The organism is Sporichthya polymorpha DSM 43042 (assembly GCF_000384115.1).
Classification (GTDB): domain Bacteria; phylum Actinomycetota; class Actinomycetes; order Sporichthyales; family Sporichthyaceae; genus Sporichthya; species Sporichthya polymorpha.
In genome coordinates, this window is sequence record NZ_KB913029.1 from 2,878,010 (window position 1) to 2,897,643 (window position 19,634).

General features: G+C 71.8%; 17 protein-coding genes. 8 read left to right on the forward strand and 9 right to left on the reverse strand.

Annotated features, from left to right (window positions below; genetic code table 11):
• Positions 1-5: 5 nt before the first annotated feature.
• A complete protein-coding gene (locus SPOPO_RS0114100; protein WP_019875481.1) occupies positions 6-1,193 on the reverse strand; it encodes a cysteine--tRNA ligase in 1,188 nt (395 codons plus the stop codon).
• 40 nt (positions 1,194-1,233) lie between these two features.
• Between SPOPO_RS0114100 and def the strand changes: the two genes are divergently transcribed.
• Positions 1,234-1,794, forward strand: a complete 561-nt coding sequence (gene def / locus SPOPO_RS0114105; RefSeq protein ID WP_019875482.1) for a peptide deformylase — start codon at positions 1,234-1,236, stop codon at positions 1,792-1,794.
• Between the two features lie 6 nt (positions 1,795-1,800).
• On the opposite strand, the gene SPOPO_RS0114110 is transcribed toward def, so the two are convergent.
• Together SPOPO_RS0114110 and SPOPO_RS29615 are read right to left on the reverse strand one after the other, a co-directional pair.
• Positions 1,801-2,694: a hypothetical protein gene (locus SPOPO_RS0114110; RefSeq protein WP_019875483.1), complete on the reverse strand. Its 894-nt coding sequence runs from the start codon at positions 2,692-2,694 to the stop codon at positions 1,801-1,803.
• A 28-nt stretch (positions 2,695-2,722) separates the two neighbouring features.
• The gene (locus SPOPO_RS29615; RefSeq protein ID WP_019875484.1) at positions 2,723-3,457 is read right to left on the reverse strand and encodes a hypothetical protein; all 735 of its coding nucleotides are present in this window, start codon (positions 3,455-3,457) and stop codon (positions 2,723-2,725) included.
• Positions 3,458-3,658: 201 nt separating this feature from the next.
• On the opposite strand from SPOPO_RS29615, the gene SPOPO_RS0114120 reads away from it, so the two are divergent.
• From SPOPO_RS0114120 to SPOPO_RS0114130, 3 genes are all read left to right on the forward strand, one after another.
• Positions 3,659-4,414 (forward strand): response regulator transcription factor, encoded by a 756-nt coding sequence (locus tag SPOPO_RS0114120; protein ID WP_019875485.1) that lies wholly within the window; start codon positions 3,659-3,661, stop codon positions 4,412-4,414.
• Positions 4,415-4,421: 7 nt separating this feature from the next.
• On the forward strand, positions 4,422-5,957 hold the full coding sequence (locus SPOPO_RS29620) for a sensor histidine kinase (protein ID WP_084671095.1): 1,536 nt from the start codon (positions 4,422-4,424) through the stop codon (positions 5,955-5,957).
• A gap of 308 nt (positions 5,958-6,265) precedes the next feature.
• A complete protein-coding gene (locus SPOPO_RS0114130; RefSeq protein WP_019875487.1) occupies positions 6,266-7,012 on the forward strand; it encodes a response regulator transcription factor in 747 nt (248 codons plus the stop codon).
• Positions 7,013-7,096: 84 nt separating this feature from the next.
• Here SPOPO_RS0114130 and SPOPO_RS29625 read toward each other — a convergent pair whose 3' ends face one another.
• Together SPOPO_RS29625 and SPOPO_RS29630 are read right to left on the reverse strand one after the other, a co-directional pair.
• On the reverse strand, positions 7,097-8,872 hold the full coding sequence (locus SPOPO_RS29625) for an ATP-binding cassette domain-containing protein (protein ID WP_156869889.1): 1,776 nt from the start codon (positions 8,870-8,872) through the stop codon (positions 7,097-7,099).
• Positions 8,869-10,665 carry an ABC transporter ATP-binding protein gene (locus tag SPOPO_RS29630; RefSeq protein WP_019875489.1) on the reverse strand — a complete coding sequence of 599 codons (1,797 nt, stop codon included), beginning with the start codon at positions 10,663-10,665 and terminating at the stop codon, positions 8,869-8,871. Before SPOPO_RS29630 ends, SPOPO_RS29625 begins: the two co-directional genes overlap by 4 nt.
• A 738-nt stretch (positions 10,666-11,403) precedes the next feature.
• On the opposite strand from SPOPO_RS29630, the gene SPOPO_RS29635 reads away from it, so the two are divergent.
• From SPOPO_RS29635 to hisS, 3 genes are read left to right on the forward strand one after another with little or no spacing between them, the layout of a single operon-like run.
• Positions 11,404-12,354, forward strand: coding sequence for a class I SAM-dependent methyltransferase (locus SPOPO_RS29635; RefSeq protein WP_019875490.1), 951 nt, complete (start codon positions 11,404-11,406; stop codon positions 12,352-12,354).
• Complete coding sequence (locus SPOPO_RS0114150; RefSeq protein ID WP_019875491.1) at positions 12,351-12,851, forward strand: GNAT family N-acetyltransferase; 501 nt, start codon at positions 12,351-12,353, stop codon at positions 12,849-12,851. Before SPOPO_RS29635 ends, SPOPO_RS0114150 begins: the two co-directional genes overlap by 4 nt.
• Before the next feature lie 27 nt (positions 12,852-12,878).
• Positions 12,879-14,198 (forward strand): histidine--tRNA ligase, encoded by a 1,320-nt coding sequence (gene hisS, locus SPOPO_RS0114155; RefSeq protein WP_019875493.1) that lies wholly within the window; start codon positions 12,879-12,881, stop codon positions 14,196-14,198.
• Here the strand turns inward: hisS and SPOPO_RS0114160 are convergent.
• From SPOPO_RS0114160 to SPOPO_RS29640, 3 genes are all read right to left on the reverse strand, one after another.
• Positions 14,185-15,099 carry an alpha/beta fold hydrolase gene (locus SPOPO_RS0114160; RefSeq protein WP_019875494.1) on the reverse strand — a complete coding sequence of 305 codons (915 nt, stop codon included), beginning with the start codon at positions 15,097-15,099 and terminating at the stop codon, positions 14,185-14,187. The genes hisS and SPOPO_RS0114160 overlap by 14 nt on opposite strands.
• Positions 15,100-15,398: 299 nt before the next feature.
• The gene (locus tag SPOPO_RS0114165; RefSeq protein ID WP_019875495.1) at positions 15,399-16,745 is read right to left on the reverse strand and encodes an HNH endonuclease signature motif containing protein; all 1,347 of its coding nucleotides are present in this window, start codon (positions 16,743-16,745) and stop codon (positions 15,399-15,401) included.
• Positions 16,746-17,133: 388 nt separating this feature from the next.
• Positions 17,134-18,228 (reverse strand): class I SAM-dependent methyltransferase, encoded by a 1,095-nt coding sequence (locus SPOPO_RS29640; protein ID WP_019875496.1) that lies wholly within the window; start codon positions 18,226-18,228, stop codon positions 17,134-17,136.
• 68 nt (positions 18,229-18,296) lie between these two features.
• Here SPOPO_RS29640 and SPOPO_RS0114175 point away from each other — a divergent pair, with 68 nt between their 5' ends.
• On the forward strand, positions 18,297-19,415 hold the full coding sequence (locus SPOPO_RS0114175; protein WP_211210902.1) for a glycosyltransferase family 2 protein: 1,119 nt from the start codon (positions 18,297-18,299) through the stop codon (positions 19,413-19,415).
• An 8-nt stretch (positions 19,416-19,423) separates the two neighbouring features.
• Here the strand turns inward: SPOPO_RS0114175 and SPOPO_RS0114180 are convergent, their stop codons facing one another.
• Complete coding sequence (locus SPOPO_RS0114180) at positions 19,424-19,624, reverse strand: hypothetical protein (protein ID WP_156869893.1); 201 nt, start codon at positions 19,622-19,624, stop codon at positions 19,424-19,426.
• Between the last annotated feature and the right edge of the window lie 10 nt (positions 19,625-19,634).

Here is a 19,634-nt window from a genome sequence, read left to right on the forward strand (position 1 = left end):
ATTGACTAGCTGTCGCCGCCGTCGAGGCGCAGGGTCCGCAGCACCTGACGCGCGGTCTCGCCGCCCGTCTCCTCGGCGATGTTCAGCGCCGTGGGGACGTCGAGGTCGTCGAGCAGCGCGGCGACCGCCGCCTCACCGGCCGCGCCGTTGCCGCCGGGCTTCCCGGCGGCGGAGTAGAGCTGGTCGAGCCGGGCGTCGGCAGCGGCGAGGTCGTCGTGCGAGAACTCCCACGGGTTCGCCCACGGCCGGTCGAGCAGGTACAGCCGGATGCCGGCCGCGCGGTACTTCGTCAGCAGGTCCGCGACCAGGACGAGGTTGCCGGTCGACTTGGCCATCTTCTCGCCGTGGATGTTGACCGTCCCGACGGCGAGACGGCCCCGCGCGAGGTGGCCGATGCGGGAGGCGGCCTCCCCGATCGCGATCTGGTAGGCGTGGTGCGGGAACACGAGGTCGGCGCCGCCGGCGAGGACGTCGAAGCCCGGGCCCAGGTGGGCGTGCGCCATCGCGGCGCACTCGGCGTGCCAGCCCGGTCGGCCCCAGCCCCACGGGCTCGGCCACGCGGGGTGGTTCTCGTCGGAGGGTCGCCAGACGGCGACGTCGAACGGGTCGTCCTTGAGCGGGGCGTCCGGGTCGTTGCCGAACTCGCGGAACAGCGTGACCGCCTGGTCGCGGTCGATGCCGAACTCCTCCGGCACGTGCGCCCCGCGGAAGTACACGAAGCCCTCGCGGTGGTAGGCCTTCTTGTTGTGCAGCAGGGCCGCGGCCAGCGCGATCACGTGCGCGACGTGGTGGCGGGCGCGCGGGTCGAACGTCGGCTTCGCGACGCGCAGGGCGTTCATGTCCTGCTCGAACAGGAACTGCTGGGAGAGCGCGAACTCGTCGTAGTTCCGGCCCCGCGTCGCCGCGGCGGCGGTGAGGACGTCGTCGACGTCGGTGACGTTGCGGCAGACCTCGACGTCGACCCCGGTCAGGCCCATCACGGTCGCGCAGACGTCGGCCCAGACGAACGTGGCCGCGTGACCGAGGTGGGTGACGTCGTAGGGGGTGATCCCGCAGACGTACAGCCGTCCCGGCGAGAGCATCGGCAGGCGCACCCCGCCGAGGCGCAGCACACGGTCGACGGGCTGCGGCGGTATCGCGGTGCGGCCGGCCATGCCGACGACGCCGGACCCGAGTCTGGTGATCCCTGCCATGACCCCATCTTGCCAACTGCCGCCGAATAACATCGCGGGCATGACGGCGGAGACTGCAGGCGGGCCGGTCGGCCAGGTCCGACCCATCACCTACTACGGCGAGGACGTGCTCCACCGGCCGTGCGCCGAGGTCACCCGGGACACCCCCGACCTCGACCAGCTGATCGCCGACATGTTCGCCAGCATGTACGCCGCCGAGGGTGTCGGCCTGGCCGCCAACCAGATCGGCGTCGGCCTGCGGATCTTCGTCATCGACTGCCCGGAGCAGGACGACGAGGGCCGCCCGACCGGGCACAGCGTCGTCGGCACCGTGATCAACCCGGTGCTGCACCTGCCCGACGGCCACCGCGAGCTGGTCGAGCGCACCGAGGGCTGCCTGTCGGTGCCCGGGGCGACGGCGGTGCTGGCCCGGGTCAGCGAGGCCCGCGTCACCGGCTTCGACGCGAACTGGGAGCCGATCGAGATCTCCGGCACCGGCCTGGTCGCGCGCTGCCTCCAGCACGAGTGCGACCACCTCGAGGGCACCGTCTACGTCGACCGGCTGCCGAAGCGGGCCCGCAAGCAGGCCCTCGCCGACGCCGACTTCAGCCGCGGGGCCTGAGGGCGCTCAGTCGACGAAGCCCGCGAGGGAGGACCGGTACCGCTCCCCGGTGTTCGGGTCCGGGAGCACCAGGTAGGCCTCGACCGGCCCGGGGAACAGCGGTGAGTAGGTCACCCACACCGTGCACGACTCCCCGGCGGGGACGGCCGCGCAGGTGCTCTCACGCACCGCGAAGCTGACCGTCCCGGCGATGCCGATGTCGTCGTCGCCGAGGCGGGAGGCGGTGGACTTCGCCGGCCGACCCTCGATCATCGGAGTGCCGAACGCCAGCGGCTCCGTCGCGGTGTTGACCACCGTGATCGGCACGCTGAGAGCGCCGGACCCGAACGCCCGCGCCGGGAACTGCAACCGGGAGGGCGCGATCAGGGGCCCCCGGGTCGGCCGGGCGTTGATGCGGATCTCCCCGAAGTAGGAGCCGCCGGCGCCGGCGCAGCGCTGCTCGAACAGCGCCCAGAACCGGTCCGTCTCCGCGGCGAAGTCGAGGACCTCGAAGCGCCCGGACTGCCCTGCGGTGCAGGAGCGGTCCCCGCCGGTCACGTTCAGCACCGCGCGCCCGGGCGTCGGCCTCGCCGTCGGGTCGTGGTGCGTGCCCACCGTCATCGGCTCGCCGGCCGGCGGGATCAGGTCGAAGACGAACCGCTCGCCCCCCGGGTTCTGCGTGGTGATCCGCAGTCCGTCGCCGGACCACGTGACCCGCACCGAGTCCGCGCCGGACCGCCACACGTGCGGGGTGCCGCCGGTGATCGGGTCGCCGGGCTCGCCGAAGATCGAGAGCACCACGGCGTCCGCCGGCGCGGTGGCCCGGGCGGCCGCGGCCGCCGGGGTTGCGAGACCCGCGCCGGCCGCGGCGAGGCAGAGCGTGAGGGCCAGGCCGCGCCGGAGCGCGAGGTGAGTCCGCATGCGCGCATGCTAAGCGCGGAATCGGGGCCTACGTGAACGAAGCGGGCGAAGTGGACAGGCTCGGTTGCGCCGGAACGGCGTCCGCGCGGTCCGGCATCCGGAGCTCGAAGCGACGCAGCTCCGGACCGGGTCCGCCCTCGAACCGCTGCTTCAGCCGGTCGCGCAGCTCGAGCCGCCCGCCGGGGCGGCCACCGAGGTCGCCGCCGAGGTCGCCGTCGAGACGCTTCAGGATCGTCCCGGGGATCTCGGCCGCCGTGGGCACGGTCGTGATCCGGTCGGCCGCGGCGGTGTCGCTGCCCTTCGCGAGGGTCCCGGCCACCATCACCTCGTCGCCGGTCGCGAGGTCGGCGGTGTCCTTCCGAACGGTCCAGGTGCCGTCGTCGTTCTTCGTCACGCTCCAGCCCGCGCCGCCGACGGCGGTGTCGGAGCTCCGGGTCCAGGAGCGCCGGTAGCCGTCCTCGCTGACGACGGTGAGGCGGTCGGCGTCGACGGATTCGATCGTGCCGATCTGGGTCAGGCGCGTGAGGAAGCCGCCCTTGCCGTCGGAGACGACGGACTCGCTGTGCAGCAGCCCGCCGAAACCGTGGGCGCGCTGGCCGGGCGTGGCCGTGGCCTCGGCGCTGGCACTGGCACTGGCGCCGGGGCTCGGCGAGCCGGTCGCGTCGGTGTCGGTGCTCGGCTGGCCGGCCGCGATGGCGGCGCCGCCGCCGGCGACGAGGGCGACCGCGGCGAGGCCGACGGTCAGGGTGGTCGGGATCTTCATCAGGACTCCAGGAAGGGGGACGGGACGGTGTGGTCGAGGTGTGGATCCAGGCGTGGACCCGGCATGCCTCCAGAGTCGCGACGAAACTTGGAGCGACCTTGTGCGTGGCTGGGCTGCGCAGATGAGCTCGGCGCCGGGGGTGGCGGGTTCCACAGGAGCGGCACAGAAATGCCACAGACTCGGAACAGAGCGATGGGCAGAATGATGATCATGCCGACCTCCGACAGCAGCACGGACTCCCGCCCTCAGCTCCGGCGTGCGGACGGGTCGCCGGTCCGCGTGCTCGTCGTCGACGACGAGCCGAGCCTGACCGATCTGCTCTCGATGGCGCTGCGCTACGAGGGCTGGGAGATTCGGACGGCGGGGGACGGGGCGACGGCGATGAAGGCCGCCCGCGAGTTCCGGCCCGACGCGGTCGTGCTCGATGTGATGCTGCCCGACGTCGACGGCCTGGAGCTGCTGCGCCGGCTGCGCGCGGACACCCCGGACATCCCGGTGCTGTTCCTGACCGCGCGCGACGCCGTCGAGGACCGCATCGCGGGCCTGACCGCGGGCGGCGACGACTACGTCACCAAGCCGTTCAGCCTGGAGGAGGTCGTCGCGCGGCTGCGGGGGCTGATCCGCCGGACGCGCGCGGCCGACGCCCGCAACGAGGCGCTCCTGGTGGTCGGCGACCTCACGCTCGACGAGGACAGCCACGAGGTCCGTCGCGGTGGCGAGGAGATCAATCTGACCGCCACCGAGTACGAACTGCTGCGCTACCTGATGCGCAACCCGCGCCGGGTGCTGTCGAAGGCGCAGATCCTCGACCGGGTCTGGAACTACGACTTCGGCGGACAGGCGAACGTCGTCGAGCTGTACATCTCCTACCTGCGCAAGAAGATCGACGCGGGCCGGGCGCCCATGATCCACACGCTGCGCGGGGCCGGGTACGTCCTCAAGCCGGCCGAGCAGTGACCGGTCGATGACACGGTTGCACCGCGCCTGGCTCACCTGGGGCCCGCGCGGGTGGAGCCTGCGCACCCGGCTGATCGCGGTGCTCCTGGCGCTGCTGTCCGTCGTCAGCCTCGTCATCGGCGTGGTCAGCGTGGTCGCGCTGCGCAGCTACCTCATCGACCAGCTCGACGAGCGGCTCGACGCCGCCGCCGACCGCACCACGCGCTCGATCGAGTCTCCGATCAACGCCCAGTTCGGCCTGTTCGGCCCGGGTCAGATCGAAGGGACGGTGATCGCGCGCGTCCGCAACGGGCAGCTCGTGACGGTCCCGCGGGTGCTGACCACCAGCGGCGAGACCGGGCAGGTCGCCGGCAACCCGTCGGTGCTGCTCACCGTCGAGCCCGAGACCGGCGCGCACACGCGCGACCTCGGCGGCGACCTCGGGAAGTACCGCGTCCGCGCGGAGTGGGTGTCGGACGGGACGATCGCCGTCACCGGCCTGCCGATGGCGAACGTGAGCGACACGGTGTTCCGGCTGGCCGCGATCATCACCGCGGTCACCCTCGCCGGGCTGGCGCTCGCGGCCGCGGCCGGCGCCGCCATCGTTCGTCTGACGCTGCGTCCGTTGCGCCGGGTGGCCGCGACGGCGACGCAGGTTGCGACGATGCCGCTCGACCGTGGTGAGGTCGCGCTCGCGGTTCGGGTCCCCGAGGAGGACACCGATCCGCGCACCGAGGTCGGCCAGGTCGGCGCGGCCATCAACAACATGCTCGGCCACGTCGGCGCTGCGCTGAATGCCCGTCAGGCGAGCGAGACGCGGGTGCGGCGCTTCGTCGCCGACGCGAGCCACGAGCTGCGGACACCGCTCGCCGCGATCCGCGGCTACGCCGAGCTGAGCCGGCGGAGCCAGGAGCCGGTGCCCGAGGACGTCGCGCACGCCATGAGCCGGGTCGAGTCGCAGGCCGTGCGCATGACCGGGCTCGTCGAGGACCTGTTGCTGCTCGCCAGCCTGGACTCCGGGCGGCCGCTGGTCCGCGAGCCCGTCGACCTGACGCAGTTGCTGATCGGCGCCATCGGCGACGCCCACGCGGCCGGACCGACCCACGTGTGGCGGCTGGACGTCCCCGAGGAGCCGGTCACCGTCATCGGCGAGAACGCCCGGCTCACCCAGGTCGTCACGAACCTGCTCGGCAACGCGCGCGCCCACACCCCGCCGCAGACCGAGGTGACCGTCAGCCTCCGCGTCGAGGGGACGGGGCCGGCGCAGCAGGCGGTCGTCGCCGTCAGCGACAACGGCCCGGGCATTGCGCCCGAGCTGCTGCCGGAGGTCTTCGAACGGTTCGCCCGGGGCGACTCGTCACGGTCCCGCGCGGCCGGGAGCACCGGGCTCGGGCTGGCGATCGTGGCCGCCGTCGTGGCCGCGCACCACGGCACCGTCTCGGTGCAGAGCGTTCCGGGCAATACGGTCTTCACGGTGCGAATCCCCGTCGGCCAACTACCGCCCGTCGAGGCGGACGGGGCAGCCGTCCCCTCCGACACTCGGACGGACGTACCTACGTCTTGACCAACGCCCCGACCGCTAGGGTCTGACGCTGCGTCAGGGGGCGGCGCACGTCGAGGTGATAAGAGCGGATTTGCCCGGAAAGTTCGGGGAAATCCGCTCCGGCACGTCCGGGGGCGTTCCCCCATTCGGGTGATCCCACACAAAGAAGAAGCCGGAATTTGCAAAGCAGAACTGCAGTAACACCAGCCTCAGTACCGTGATCTTCGAAGCGAAAGAACGACCTGCTTGCTCGCTGGTTCCGTGGGCCACGGGGGGACTGAAGAGCGTTGGATTCGATGAGCTACCGGACCCAGTCCGAGGGGGCACAGATGCGTGCTCCGATGCAGGCCTCGGTACCGGCCCGCGCCCAGGTCGCCACCGGGTACGCCGTGGTGCCCCAGCCCGCGGCCGCCACGGTCTCCGCCGCCGAGGCCAACGCCGCCCGCGCCGAGGCGCTCCGCCGGCAGGGCGTCATCCGCGTGGTGCTCGCCGAGAGCCTCGCGCTCTACGGCGGCGCTCTCGTCGCACTGCTCTCGTTCGAGCGTGACATCCAGGTCGTGGCCGCCGTCCGCTCCGACGGCGACGCCGTCGCCGCCGTCACCCGGACCCGCGCCGACGTCGCGATCGTCGACGTCGACGCCGCCGGCCGCGACGGGTTCGCGCTCTCGCGCAAGCTTCACGAAGCCGCGCCCCGCTGCAAGGTCCTCGTGCTCACCAGCAGCGTCACGCCCGGCACCCTGCGCCGCGCTCTCGAGGCCCACGCCCAGGGTCTGGTCGACAAGGACGCCCCCGCCTCCTGGCTCGCGGAGAGCATCCGCCGCGTCGCCGGCGGCGAGCGCGTCGTCGACCCGAAGCTCGCGATCGCGGCCCTCGAGACCGACACCCACACCCTGACCCAGCGCGAGCTCGAGGTCCTCCGCCGCGCCGCCCAGGGGGAGTCCGTCCGCGAGATCGCCGCCCGGCTCTGCCTCTCCGACGGCACCGTCCGGAACTACCTGTCGAAGATCATCGGCAAGCTCGGCGCCCGCAACCGCATCGACGCCATCCGCATCGTGAGGGACTCCGGCTGGCTGTAGCCCCCGCTGTCGTCAGAAAAGGGTGACACCCCTTACTCCGCAGTAAGGGGTGTCACCCTTTTCTGACAGTCCGGCGGGCCGCGGTCAGGCGGGGGCCCCCTGCCAGTGGCCGACGAGGTCGCGGTAGAGGGCGGAGCTCGCGAGCAGGTCGTCGTGGGTGCCGAGCGCGGCGGTGGCGCCGTCGAGGACGAGGATGCGGTCGGCGCGCAGGGCCGAGCTCATCCGGTGGGCGACGACGATGAGCGTGCCCCCGCGGGCGGCGAAGGCCTGCTCGGCCATCATCTCCGCGGACGGGTCGAGGTGGCAGGTCGCTTCGTCGAGGACGGCGAGGGGTGCGGCGGAGAGATAGGCCCGCGTCAGCGCGATCAGCTGGCGCTCACCGGCGGACAGCGTGGTCGGGTCGATGCGGGCGTCGAGGCCGCCGAGTCGGTCCCGCAGGGCCGTCAGACCGACGGCGTAACAGGCCCACTCGACCATCTCGGGCGTCGCGTCCGGCCGGAGGTAGCGGACGTTCTCGCCGAGCGTCCCGCTGAAGACGAACGCCTCCTGGGGGATCAGCACGCGCACGCGCGCCCGGGTCTGGGGGTCGAGCGCCCCGATGTCGGTGCCGGCGACGGTCACCGTCCCCGTCCCGGGCTGGAGCATCCCGCAGATCAGGTTCACCAGCGTCGACTTGCCGATGCCGCTGGGCCCGACGACGGCCAGGTGCTCGCCGGGGACGACGGTCAGCGAGAGGTTGCGCAGCACGGGCTCGGCGTGCGGGCCGTAGGCGAACCCGACCTTCCGCAGCCGGACCTCCACCAACGCCGGGTGGGGCCGCCAGGTGGTGCCGCCCGGCGCCACCGGGAGTGGCGCCGGGCGGGTCGGACCCGCGCCGAGGATGCGCCCGAGCGTCACCCACAGCGGGATGATCGAGTCGCTGACGCACGCGGTCAGCGCGGTCATCGCCGGCGCGATCGCCGCGGCCGCGTAGGTCACCGACCCGGCGATCTCGCCCGGGCTGGTGCCGCGGTCCAGCAGCCACGGGATGCCGAGGACGATGAGGACGATCGGCACGCGCGCCCCGAGCCCGACGACGAGCAGGCGCCACGCGGTGACCGCGGCGACGGCCCGCCCGAGCCGCGCGTTCTCGTCGATGCGGTCGCCGACGCCGGTCCGGATGTGCTCCGCGGCGCCCGCGGCCTGGATGTCGCGCAGGCCCTCCATCGTCCCGGTCACGCTCGCCGCGACGTGCTCGCCGGAGAGGATGAACGCCCGTTCGCGTCGCACGACCACCGGCAGCGAACAGCCGAAGATCACCAGCGACAGGACGACCGGCGGGACGACGAAGATCAGCACGTCGGTGGAGAGCGTGCTCTGCCCGGCCATCGAGCTGCCGATGCCGGCGACGAACGCGAGGATGCCGAGGATGCCCATGCCGAGCGTGCCGCGGACCGTCTCGATCTGCTGCGAGAGCCGGGCGACCGCGCCCGCATCGGGCCGGCCGTCCGGGGCCGTCGCGGACTGCAGCGTCTCGGCGACGACGAACTCGACGAGGTGGTCGCGGAACGGTTCGACGAGCCCGGCGACCGACTTCACCGCCTTGCCCGCTCCGACGGCCGCGACCAGTGCGGTGGCGGCCAGCAGGGCGAGCCAGGTCAGGCCGGTGCGGCGGTCGCCGACGAGGAAGCCGTCGTCGAGGGCACGGGCCACGACCTTGCCGTGCAGGAACGCGGGCACCGAGGCGAGTGCCGTCCAGAGGACGGTCATCACCGCGGCGCGCGGGTTCGCGCGGCACGCACCGACCAGGGCGTGCCACACCGCCGAGGTCGGGGTGCCGGCCGCCTTGGTCGTCCCCGTCTCCACCGTCGGGGTGCTCACGACGTTCCCCACGGGACGCGGGAGACGGTGCCGGGACCGTCCAGCGGGTCGGGCGTCGGCTCGGTGCGGTACAGGGACTCGATCGCGAACGGGTCGGTCGCGCCGGTGCCGAAGATCGCGCGGTACTCGGGGTCGGCCCAGAGCGTGGCGTGGGGCGCGTAGCCGCGGACGCGGCCGGCTTCCAGCCAGACGACGTAATCCGCGCGGGCGGCGGTGGACGCGCGGTGCGCGACGATCACCTGCGTCTGCCCGGTGCCGCTGCGCTGCAGAGCCGCCGTCACCTGAAGCTCCGTCACGGTGTCCAGGCTCGATGTCGCGTCGTCGAGGACGAGAACCCGGCCGGAGTGCGCGAGAGCGCGGGCCAGGCCGAGCCGCTGGGCCTCGCCACCGGACATCGGGGCCTGCGGCAGGGGTGTCGCGTACCCGAGGGGCAGGCGACGGATGAAGCCGTCGGCGGCCGCGGCCTCCGCCGCCGCGGTCACGGTCTCCGGCCCGGGACGGTGGTGCCCGAAGGCGATCGTCCCGCCGACCGTGCCGCCGAGCAGCGCCGGGCGCGGGAAGGCGTACGTGACCGCGGTGTGCAGCGCGGCCGGGCTGAGGTCGCGCAGCAGCTGGCCGTCGATGCACACGAGCCCGGAGTCCGGTTCGACGAGCCGGCCGAACAACGCGGCGAGCGTCGACTTGCCCGAGCCCGAGCGGCCCACGACCGCCACGGACGCCCCGGCCGGGATGTGCAGGGTGACGCCGCGCAGTGCCGCGTTCTCGCCGGAGCCCACCCGGACGTCGACCAGCGTCAGCGCGCCGGGCCCGGTCAGTTCCTCGACGGTGCCGTACTCGGTGGGGGGCACCTCGAGCGCGTCCACGCACCGACGGGCCGCGCCGCGGGACTGGCCGTAGGCGAGCAGCTTCGCGAGCGCGTTCACGACCTCCACCCCGAGCGCGACGTACGCGCCGGCGGCCACCATGTCGCCGACGCTGATCCGGCCGGCCGAGAGCTGCCACCCGGCGACGCCGAGGACGACGACCTCGAGCATCGGCAGCAGCGCGGCGCTCTGACCGACGGCGCTCGCGTGCGCGGTCCACAGGCTCGCCCCGTGCCGGCGCAGGTCCTCGACCGGCTCGAGGACGCGGGCGCGCTCGGAATCGAGGGTGCCGGCGGCGGCCACGGTGCGCGCACCGGCGAGGGCCTCGGTCAGGCGTCCGGCGACCTCGCCCTGCGCGGCGGAGTACTGCTCGGTCACGTCGGTGACGGTCCGGACCAGCAGGCCGAGCAGGACGCTCAGCGCCAGCAGGCCGGCGAGGAACGCGACGCCGCACCAGACGTCGATGCGGAAGAGCATCACCATCGCGCCGACGGCGGGGATGCCGGCGGCGAACGCGCCGACGAGGCGGACGGGCGCGGCGCCGGTCTGCTCGGCGTGCGCGCTGGTGCGGCTGACCAGGTCGCCCGCCGGGATCGCGCGCGTCAGGCGCGGGCCGGCAGTGGTGGCGTGGCTGAGGAGACGGTGCCGGATGCGCGCGGTGGCGCCGGCGGTCACGGCCCCGCCGGACAGGGCGAGCAGCGACTCGGCGACGCCGACCCCGAGCAGGAGACCGACCGCGATCTGCGTCCAGGTCAGGCCGAGCGGGCCCTCCGCGGGGGCGTCGACCAGGGCGGCGTCGAGCGCCTTGCCGATCGCGTGGGGGAGGACGAGGGAGGCGCCGGCGACGGCGACCGAGGCGAGGACCAGCACGAGCAGAGATCCACGGACGGAGCGGACTCCGGTCCGGATCAATCGCTCGGTTTCGGCCACCGCGTCACCTCAGGAACGGTCGGAACAGACGAGACGTCAGCGAAAGGGCCCGGCGTGGGGCCCGCGAGAAGGGCACGACGACGACAGCAACCCAAGCTTTTGGCCCGGTTTGCCGGTGAAGGGGAGATAATGTGAGGGATCCCGTGCGGGCGACCTCCAAACGCCCGCACGGGATCCTTCATTTCGGCGCCCGTCCCCTCAGGGACAGGAGCTCAAGGCGTGGCTCAGCCCAGGCCGATGCGGATGCGCAGCGTGCCGAGCAGGGCGCCAACAGAGCCGAGAAGACCACCGAGAAGACCCATGACATTTCTCCTTGTTGTGAGGGTGGGTGGAGATCCGCCGGTGGTCTCGGCCGGGATTACCGGCCGCACCACCGTGCGTCACTCCTCGTATTTCTTTCGTAGCCGCCGAAGCGACTGCTTTGGCCGAATTTGATCTTGATCGGTTTCGGGTGAAACCATCTCTGCGACCAATCGGTTACTGCGCGTCTAAGACTGCCGCCTTCTCCGGGACTGTGAATACATAAACGGTTACCGACCGACAAGTAGGCGGTCAAAAGCGACAAAGGCAGTGAAAAAAACTCGCACTCAGTAATTCGATCATGACCAGAAGTAACAAAAACCGGATCTTGACCCTTAATTCCGACTGTCTGCGATCACCCCGATCCGGACCGCAATCGGCGATAGCGTCGGACCCCCGGAACCCGTCGCACGGGTCGGTCGGGCGAGGAGGAGAGCAGTGACGGACACCGGTGGCGGTCACGCAACGCAGTTGTCCGGACCGGACACCTCTCCGGCCGACACTCCCGCGGGCACGGACACCGAGCACGCCGAGACCAAGGCGATCATCGCCGCGGCGTTCGACAACTCGGCCGACACCTACGAGCAGGTCGGCGTGGAGTTCTTCGCGCCGCTCGGGGCCGAACTGGTCCGCCGAGCCGCCCCGCAGCCGGGGGAGCACGTCCTCGACCTCGGGTGCGGCCGCGGGCACTGCCTGTTCCCGGCCGCCGAGGCGGTGGGCAGCCGGGGTTCGGTGACCGGCACCGACCTCTCGCCGCGCATGGTCCAGCTCTGCGCCGCGGAGGCGGCCCGGCGGGGGCTCGCGCACGTGCACGTCGAGTTGGGCGACGCCTCCGAGCCGGCCTTCCCCGCGGGGAACTTCGACCTGATCACCGCCGGCATGGTCATGTTCTTCGTCCCGGAGCCGCGCAAGGCGCTGCCGCGCGTGGCCGCGCTGCTGCGCCCGGGGGGCCGCTTCGCGATGAGTTCGTTCGGCCCGTCGGACCCGAAGTTCGACGAGACGATGGGCATCCTCTACCGGCACCGCATCGGCCCGCCGTGGGAGGACAACCCCGACAAGCCCTTCACCACGCACGAGACGATCACGGCGATGCTCGCCGACTCCGGGTTCGTCGACATCGAGATCACCGAGCTGCAGCACGACATCGTGTTCTCCGACCTCGACGGGTACTGGGCGTGGGTCGGCTCGCACGGCGGGCGGATCATGATCGACCAGGTCCGCCCGGAGCACCTGCCGGCCGCCCGGGCCGACGTCTACGCGATGCTCTCCGAGCACCGCGAGGCGGACGGGTCGCTGATTCACCGCTCCCGCGCCTGGTTCACCACCGCGCGACGTCCTCCGGTGACCACCCACCCCGGTGGCAAGGGGACCGCGAGGGTGCCGGCTTGATCGTCGATCCACCGGTTCTGATCCGCCCCGCCACCGAGGAGGACTGGCCCGCGATCTGGCCGTTCCTCTGGCTGATCGTGGCGGCGGGGGAGACGTACACCGTCGATCGCGACCTCGACGAGGAGACGGCCCGCGCCTGGTGGATGCGCCCGGAGGCCCGGGTGTTCGTCGCGATCGCGCAGGGCCGCATCGTCGGGTCGGCGAAGCTCACCCGGAACTTCGACGGGCCGGCCTCCTCCGTCGCGAACGCGAGCTTCCTCGTCGATCCCGGGTTCGCCGGTCGTGGGGTGGGCCGGGCGCTCGGGGAGCACGTCCTCGCCGCGGCGAAGGACGCCGGGTTCCGGGCCATGCAGTTCAACGCGGTGGTGGAGACGAACGTCACCGCCGTCACGCTCTGGCTCGGCCTCGGCTTTCAGATCCTCGCGACGATCCCGGACGCGTTCGAGCACCCCAAGCACGGCCCGGTGGGCCTGCACGTGATGTACCGGAAGCTGTAGCGGGGCCGCGACCTAGGATCGGAGGCCATGTCCTCCGACCGCATCGTCAAGCCCGCCGCGATCTCCGGCTTCCCCGAGTGGCTGCCGCAGATCCGCCTCGTCGAGCAGCAGTGGCTCGACCGGATCCGCGCGACCTACGAGCGCTACGGGTTCTGCTCGGTCGAGACGCCGTCGGTGGAGGCTCTCGAGGTCCTGATGGCGAAGGGGGAAACCTCGCAGGAGGTCTACACCCTCAACCGGCTGCAGGGCGGGGACGCGAACGACGCCCGGCTCGGGCTGCACTTCGACCTGACGGTCCCGCTCGCCCGGTACGTGGCGCAGCACTTCAACGACCTGGTCTTCCCGTTCAAGCGCTACCAGATTCAGCGGGTCTGGCGCGGTGAGCGTCCGCAGGAGGGCCGGTTCCGCGAGTTCACTCAGTGCGACATCGACGTCATCAACGTCGACTCCGTGCCGCTCTCGTTCGACGCGGAGCTGCCGCGGATCATCCACGAGGTGCTGACCGACCTGGAGATCGGCGGCTTCACCCTCGGGATCAACAACCGCAAGGTGCTCCAGGGCTTCTACGAGGGCATCGGCATCGGCGACCCGATCGGCGTGATCCGGATCGCCGACAAGCTCGCCAAGATCGGCCCCGACGCCGTCGGCAAGCTGCTCGTCGAGGAACTGAGCCTGACGGACACTCAGGTCAAGGCGGTGCTGGACCTCGCCCAGGTGCGCGGCGGCGCTGAGGTCGTCGACGAGATCGCGCGACTCGGCTCCGGCGGGGAGCTCCTCGACGAGGGCTTGGCCGAGCTGTCCTTCGTGATGCGCGAGCTGGCCGACCTGCCCGCCGGCTCCGTCGTCGCGGACCTCTCGATCGCGCGCGGCCTGGACTACTACACGGGCACGGTCTACGAGGGCACGCTGACCGACGCCCCGGGGTTCGGCAGCATCTGCTCGGGTGGCCGCTACGACAATCTCGCGGGCTCGTTCATCCGCCGAGACCTGCCGGGCATCGGCATGTCGATCGGCTTGACGCGCATCTTCGCCAAGCTCGTCGGCGACGGCACGATCACCGGCGGACCGCTCTCGCCGGCCCAGGTGCTCGTGATCGTCCCGTCCGACGACCGGCGCAGCGAGGCGATCGCGACCGCGGCGACCCTGCGGTCGCGCGGCTTCCGGGTCGAGACCTACCACGCCGCGGACAAGCTCAAGAAGCAGTTGACCTACGGCTCCCGCAAGCAGATCCCGTACCTCTGGTTCCCGCCGTTCGAGGACGGGAAGCCGCACGAGGTCAAGGACATGGCCTCGGGGGAGCAGGGCCCCGCCGACCCGCAGACCTGGGTCCCGTCTACAGCTTCATGAGGCCACGGATCCGGTCCAGGCACAGACCGGGGTCCTCCTCCACGATCCAGTGACCGCGGCCGGCGATGTGCTCGTACTCGACGTCGGTGAGCAGGTCGCCGTACCAGCGGTGGAGCACGGGCGTCACGACGGGATCGTCGAGGCCTGTCACCCACCGGACGGGCACCCGAACCCGCCGCCCCGCGTAGCGACCGCGGACCCACGGGGCGAACTCGCGGGCCTGGAACGTCCGGTACCACTGGGACCCCGCGTAGGCCTTCGCCGGGTCCTGCATCTGGCCGAGGAAGATCTGGGTGTCCTCCTCGCTCCAGTCGAAGTCGCCGCCGACCCACCGGGCGAGCATCCGCAGGTAACGTCCGTCGCGCTGACCCAGGATCCGCGGGCCGAGCCCGGGCGTCAGCATCGGGAACTGGTACCAGAACGCCCAGGCGTGCCGCAGCAGGCCGGTGTCGACCGTGAGCACCGGCGCGAGCGTGTTGAAGCCGAGGAAGCCGCTGACCTTCTCGGGGTGCTCGAGCAGCAGGCAGAAGGCCACCGGCCCGCCCCAGTCGTGCGCGACGACCTTCACCGGTCCGACGCCGAGGGCGTTGAGGACCGCCGCGAGGTCCCCGCCCATCTCGGCCTTGCGGTACGGCCCGCGCGGGGCGTCGCTCCATCCAGCACCGCGCAGGTCGGGCACGATCACGTGGTACCCGTCGGCGGCGAGCGCCGGAATCTGGTGCCGCCACTCCCACCAGTGCTGGGGGAAGCCGTGGACGAGCAGTACCGGGGGACCGGTTTCCGGCCCCGCCACCGCGACGTGAATCCGGATTCCCCCGGGCGTAGTGATCCAGCGGTGCTCGACCCCGGGCAGCGCCGGCGGGCTGGTCGGCAGTGGAGCGATCGACGCGTGGGTGGCCATAGGAGATCCAAGCAGACGACCAGCATCGACTCACCCCGGGCGCCGGACACGACGCAGTCGCTGACGAGCCGTCAGGACAGGGCGGGGCCAGGGGCGAGGCGGCGCGGCTCCGTTCGGGATGTCCTCCGTCGCTGACCTCCCGGCCGCGCGGGCCGTGTGGGTGCATGGTGACGGTCGGCGGCCGCGCGTCCTGCTCGCGTGTCCTTCGGCCACGCGGGTCGGCTTGACGCTCCTTGAGGACACCCCGAACTCCGCCGCCCCGCAGCCCCCGTCGGGCTGCGGGATGACACGGCGTCAGGTCAGAACGGGACCGGGGCGGTCAGGTCTTTGATGAAGTCCGGTAGTTCGGCGTCCGGGTCGTCCGCACCGGGATAGGTGATGAACCTCAGGCCTGTGGGGGTGGTCCAGATGAACCGGCCGCGGTCTTGTTCGAGGTGCCAGCCGGGCATCTGTTTGACCTGGTGGTGGAACCGGCACAGGCAGCCGAGGTTCCAGTACCGGGTCCAGCCCTGGACGACTTTGCCCTTGATCTTCTTGAACGGGATCGAGTGGTCGATGTCGCACTGGCGGGCCGGGTGCCGGCAGCCGGGGAACCTACAGTGCTTGTCCCGGTTCCGCACCGCGGTCTTCATCGCCGGGGTGGGCGCGTAGGTGTCGGCGTGCCGGTCCAGTTCGGCGATCGCCTCGGCCGACAGCGCGGAGGAGGCCGGGATCTCCGGCTCGGTCGGGTCGAGCCCGAGCGCCTCACCCAGGATGGCCTGGATGGTGTCCAGTTCCTGGGCGGCCATGGTGCGCTCGTCCCGGCGGGCGATCACCAACGGCGCCTCGGCCGCCTGCTCTTTCTGGACCGCCCGGTCGTGGTGGACGCGTTCCTTCAAAGCTTTGAAGATGCGCTTGGCTTCGTCCTCGGGCATGAACAGGCACAGAGTGGCCATGCCGTCATACTCCGGCCGGATGTAGACGCAGCGTTCCTCGCGGGCCCGCTGCTCCCGCTTCCGCACCGCGTCGGCGTCGATGGCCTTGACCTCGCGGCGGACCCGGTCCCGGAACGAACGCCCGCCCCGCTCGCGCGCCTCCGGCAACACCGCCTCTTCGAGCCGGGCGGCCTGGGCGACATCCAAATCGGCGCCCTCGTCCACGATGGCCTGCACCTGCACGCGGTTGACCTCGCCGCGTTCGAGGGCGGCGAAGGTCTTCCGGTAGCGGCGGGTCAGCTCCATCGCCACGTGGCACAGGTTCTGCACCGCCGCCGGGGAGAGCTTGAGCAGGCACCCGAGTTCGGCCTCGATCGAACGACGCAGATACTCGGGGTCGTAGTCGGAGTCCGGGTCGCGCAGCTTGCGCAGCGCCAGGTTCGACACCGCCCGGCACTTGGCCCCGTAGGCGGCGTTCTCCAGCCGGTCCGCGTCCGCGACCTCCCAGACCAGTTCGGCGTCGGAACGGGCCGCGGTCATGTCGATCGGCGCATCCACCGGCAGGACCGGGCCCGCGGCGTGGGCGGACCAGAACGCATCCCGCCGCGCCTCGTAGGCCAGGAAGTCCAGGTAGGAGGCGTAATCCGGATCCCCGGGCGCGGGCGGGCGGCCACCATCGACCCACGGGGGCTCGCACCCCTCGTCGGCCCGGTCCGCCAACTCGACCAGCACGGAACCCCCATCGGTTCGAACGTATGTTCGAGTATAAAGGTTGGTGCCGACACGCGCAAGTGCATGTCGCGGGACGTCGGTGTCGCTTCTGCCTCCGGACATCGGTGGCACTTCCGATCTCACAGTGGCCCGATGACGCCACAGCGGGCGAGCTGCAGGCCCAGGTCGACGCGTTCGCCCTGATCTACAACACCGAGCACCCCAGGAGGGCGTCCCGGGCCGCGTCACGCTCTGGGCGGCATGGCAGGCGACACCGAAGGCCGAACCGCCCCGCCCCGCCCCGCCCCCAAGCAGTACTTCTTCGACCTACCGGTCACCCAACGCCGGCGGCCGTCGCGACCGCAAGATGTCCTGAGAACCCCAAACCGCGATCCGCGGCGGTCGCGGCTCAGGCCTGTTTGCGCGCCAGCACCCGATACGTGTTGCCCCGGTCGGTGAGATGGGCGAGCCGGGTCCGGGCCTTCTCCAGCGGCTGGACCGCCCGGTGCAGCTTCGGCCCGATCTTCAGCACCCGCTCGAAGCGCTTCTGCTGGTCGGGGTCGATGTCCTCGCTCATCCACGGCATGCCGGGGTACGGGGCGAACCAGAGCATCGGCAGCGCGACGAGGAACGTGAAGTCGACGGGGATGTGCGACTCCCCGCGGACCTCCAGCACCGGCGTCAGCCCGCGGTGCTTGAAGGCCTGCAGAAGGTTCGCGCGCGGAACGAAGTTGAGGTGCTGCGGCTGCAGCCACGGGAACCACCAGCGACCGACGACCCGGCCGAAGATGCTCTCCGGGTTCGGCACCTCGATCATGAGGATGCCGCCCTCGCGCAACAGCATCGCGGCGCTGTCGAGCTCCAGGCGCGGATCCCGGGTGTGCTCGAGGTAGTGATGCATGCTCACCACGTCGAACTGGCCGGCCAGGCTGGGCGCGAGATCGGGCAGGAAGCCGCGGTGGGCCTCGTCGAGCCAGCCCCGTGCCTTGCCCTCCTCGACGCTGACACCCATGTCGAGGCCCTCGAACCGGGTGTCCGGCCACAGCTCCCGGGCGTCCCGGCAGAAGTGGCCGTAGCCGGTGCCGACGTCCACCCACCGGCGCGGCGGATCGGCGGGGAAGAACTGCTTGAGGTGTCGGGCCCGAGCGAGGTTGCCGTCCCGGCCGAGCTCGAACCCGGCCTCGACCTGGGCGCCGCCGATGCCGTCGTAGAAGTCCCGGTAGTAGTACTCGAGGCCTTCGAGGCTCAGCCTCGGGTTCTGGAAGATGTGGCCGCAGGAACAGCAGGCCATCAGGGTGAATCGTCCGGGCTTGTGCTGGATCTGGTCGCCGGAGGTCAGATGCTTGCGCAGCCGCGACGAGAAGCACCAGGGACACGTCGTGCGCGGCGCCTCGAAGAATCGGTCCAGACCGCCGGCGACATCCGCGGCGTACTTGGCCCGGATCGCGGCGATCTGCGCGGCCAGCTCGGGGGTCATCTCCGGAGCGTTGGCCTCAGCGGTCATGAAGATCAGGATAGGGCGGCACCGGGCCCGGTAGCCTGCCGATGCATCTTCTCGAGGGGGCGCGAGCTGTGACGCTGGGCAGGGTGGTCGGGACCGCGGTCCTCGCCGCGGGGACGGCGCGGGCGGTGCGCACCGCCTACCGGATCGCACGCAACTCCCGGCTCGAGCACGTCCCGTCGCCCGCCCCGCCGACGGTGACCGAACGCGTCTCGGTCCTGATGCCGGCTCGGAACGAGGCGCACCGCATCGGGCCGCCGATCCGCTCGCTGGTGGCGCAGACCGGCTGCGAGGACCTCGAGATACTCGTGCTCGACGACAACTCCACCGACGGCACCTCCGACGTCATCCGCGAGGCGGCCGGTGGGGATCCCTGCGTGCGGATCCTGACCGGCAAGCCACTGCCGGAGGGCTGGCGCGGCAAGCCGCACGCCTGCGCCCAGTTGGCCGCGGCGGCGACCGGGTCCGTGCTCGTGTTCGTCGACGCCGACGTCGAGTTCGAGCCGCACGCCATGGCCTCCGCAGTGACGCTGCTGCGCGAGAAGTACCTCGACTACCTCTCGCCGTTCCCGCGTCAGATCGTCGGCAGCTTCGGTGAACGGTTGATGCAGCCCGTCAACGGCTGGGTTCGACTCTCCGTCGTCGACATGCGTCACGCGGAGGACTCCCACGAGCCCGGCTCGCTGCTCGCCAACGGGCAGTTCATCGTCGTCGACGCCGCGGCGTACAAGCGCTCCGGCGGGCACGAGGCGATTCAGGACGCGATGATCGACGACGTCTGGCTCGCCGCCACGCTCAAGGCCACTGGGTCGCGCGGCGTCGCGGTCCGCGGGTCGGGGATCGCGTCGTGCCGGATGTACGAGAACTTCGCCGAGCTCCGCGACGGGTACACCCGCTGGCTGTGGGTGCTGTTCCCGAACAACCGGGTGCTGGTCAGCACCTGCGCGAAGGTGATCGCCTCCGACGTCCTGCCACTGCTCGCCGCGCTGCGCGGTTCGAAGCTCGGGATGATCGGCTACGCCGCCGGCGTCACCGGCCGGGTGATCTCGGGCATCTCGTCCCGCGACCGCCTCGTTCCCGACGCCCTGTTCCACCCGGCGTCCTCAGCCCTGTCGGTCGGCCTCTACGTCGACTCGGTCCGGCGTCGCAAGCGCGACGCGGTCACCTGGAAGGGCCGCGCGATCGCCTGACGCAACGGTCAGTTGTTCTCGATCGGGCGGCGACGGGCGACGGTGAGGACCACGAAGGTGAACGACCCGACGACGCCCGCCAGCAGAACGGTCGCGGCGACGCCGATCGCGGAGATCAGCGCGAACAGCAGGACGCCGACGAGGACCACCATCACCGCCGCCCGCAGGGGCGTCGGCGCGGTACGCGCGGGTGTCTCGTGCTCGCTCATGATCACCAGC

Excerpts from the sequence above, each read along its gene's own strand:
- SPOPO_RS29640 (WP_019875496.1), bottom strand. The coding sequence starts at position 18,228 with ATGACCGCTGAGGCCAACGCTCCGGAGATGACCCCCGAGCTGGCCGCG.
- SPOPO_RS0114110 (WP_019875483.1), bottom strand. The coding sequence starts at position 2,694 with ATGCGGACTCACCTCGCGCTCCGGCGCGGCCTGGCCCTCACGCTCTGC.
- SPOPO_RS0114160 (WP_019875494.1), bottom strand. The coding sequence starts at position 15,099 with ATGGCCACCCACGCGTCGATCGCTCCACTGCCGACCAGCCCGCCGGCG.
- def (WP_019875482.1), top strand. The coding sequence starts at position 1,234 with ATGACGGCGGAGACTGCAGGCGGGCCGGTCGGCCAGGTCCGACCCATC.
- SPOPO_RS29620 (WP_084671095.1), top strand. The coding sequence starts at position 4,422 with ATGACACGGTTGCACCGCGCCTGGCTCACCTGGGGCCCGCGCGGGTGG.
- SPOPO_RS0114180 (WP_156869893.1), bottom strand. The coding sequence starts at position 19,624 with ATGAGCGAGCACGAGACACCCGCGCGTACCGCGCCGACGCCCCTGCGG.
- SPOPO_RS0114130 (WP_019875487.1), top strand. The coding sequence starts at position 6,266 with ATGCGTGCTCCGATGCAGGCCTCGGTACCGGCCCGCGCCCAGGTCGCC.
- SPOPO_RS0114100 (WP_019875481.1), bottom strand. The coding sequence starts at position 1,193 with ATGGCAGGGATCACCAGACTCGGGTCCGGCGTCGTCGGCATGGCCGGC.
- SPOPO_RS0114120 (WP_019875485.1), top strand. The coding sequence starts at position 3,659 with ATGATGATCATGCCGACCTCCGACAGCAGCACGGACTCCCGCCCTCAG.
- SPOPO_RS29615 (WP_019875484.1), bottom strand. The coding sequence starts at position 3,457 with ATGAAGATCCCGACCACCCTGACCGTCGGCCTCGCCGCGGTCGCCCTC.
- hisS (WP_019875493.1), top strand. The coding sequence starts at position 12,879 with ATGTCCTCCGACCGCATCGTCAAGCCCGCCGCGATCTCCGGCTTCCCC.